2 protein-coding genes are annotated in these 1,037 nt (G+C 64.8%); one reads left to right on the top strand and one right to left on the bottom strand.

From position 1 onward, the window contains the following. Positions 1–584, top strand: a 584-nt coding sequence (locus EN994_RS32875) for an isoprenylcysteine carboxylmethyltransferase family protein (protein ID WP_164746495.1), incomplete at its 5' end; no start/stop codon positions are given. Positions 585–591: 7 nt separating this feature from the next. Here the strand turns inward: EN994_RS32875 and EN994_RS32870 are convergent. Continuing rightward, positions 592–1,037 (bottom strand): aldolase/citrate lyase family protein (locus EN994_RS32870; RefSeq protein ID WP_164746494.1); only part of this gene is annotated, 446 nt, incomplete at its 5' end.

Raw genomic sequence — 1,037 nt, 5'->3', positions numbered from 1 at the left:
GGGCCTGGGTATATCTGGTGGGGATGGTGGGCCTCAGTCTCACCTTGGGCGTGGCGCTGGCGAGGCGCGATCCCGGTCTGATGAATGAGCGGCTGAGCTCTCCCATCCAGAAGAATCAGGACGCGGCCGACAAGGTGCTGCTGTCCATACTTCTGCTCGCCATCTTTGGTTCTCAGATATTCATGGGATTCGACGTGCGTTTCGGCTGGTCGGCGGTTCCCGTCTGGGTGCAGGTGGTCGGCGCACTGGTCCTGCTGCTCGGAATCTGGATCTGCTATCTGACGATGCTGGAGAACAGTTTTGCGGCGCCCGTGGTCAAGATCCAGGACGAACGCGGACAACGTGTGATCTCCACCGGGCCTTACAGCTACGTCCGCCATCCTATGTATGCCGGCGCCATCCTCTTCTTCGCCGGCACGGCACTTCTGCTTGGTTCCTGGTGGGGGCTGGCGTCGGTGCTCGTGCTCGTCGTTCTCTTGGCCATCCGCACCTTCATCGAAGAGAAAACGCTTCGCGCCGGTCTGCGCGGCTATGACGACTATGTGGCCCGGGTCCGTTACCGCCTGATTCCATTGGTTTGGTAGCAGGCGCTCAGGCGGAAACACCTGCCGCCTTCGCCCGCGCCAGAAGCCGCTCGGCCAGCCGCAGGTGCGGGCGGTCGAACATCTTGCCGTCGATAGCGACGACGCCGGGGCTTCCCGCTGCCGCGAACGCAGCAACGATTGCCGCCGATTGTCTCACCGCCTCGGCCGACGGCGTGAAGGCTGCGTTGATGACCGGCACCTGATCGGGGTGGATCGCCATCTTGCCGGTGAAGCCATCGCGTTCGGCCTCGGCGCACTCCGCGGCGAAGGCCGCCATGTCGCGAAAATTTGGGAAGACGGTGTCGATCGCCGCGACCTCCGCCGCACCGGCGGCGAGTATGGTCATGGTGCGAGCATGACGGAACACGTCCGTGTAGCGGCCATGCTCGTCGCGGGCGCTGCGCGCGCCGAGCGCCGCCGACAGGTCTTCCGCGCCCCAGGTGAGCCCGGCAA

It is taken from the genome of Mesorhizobium sp. M7A.F.Ca.CA.002.09.1.1 (assembly GCF_003998555.1).
In the GTDB taxonomy this organism is placed as follows: Bacteria; Pseudomonadota; Alphaproteobacteria; order Rhizobiales; family Rhizobiaceae; genus Mesorhizobium; species Mesorhizobium ciceri.
This window is presented reverse-complemented; position numbering and strand designations above follow the sequence as displayed.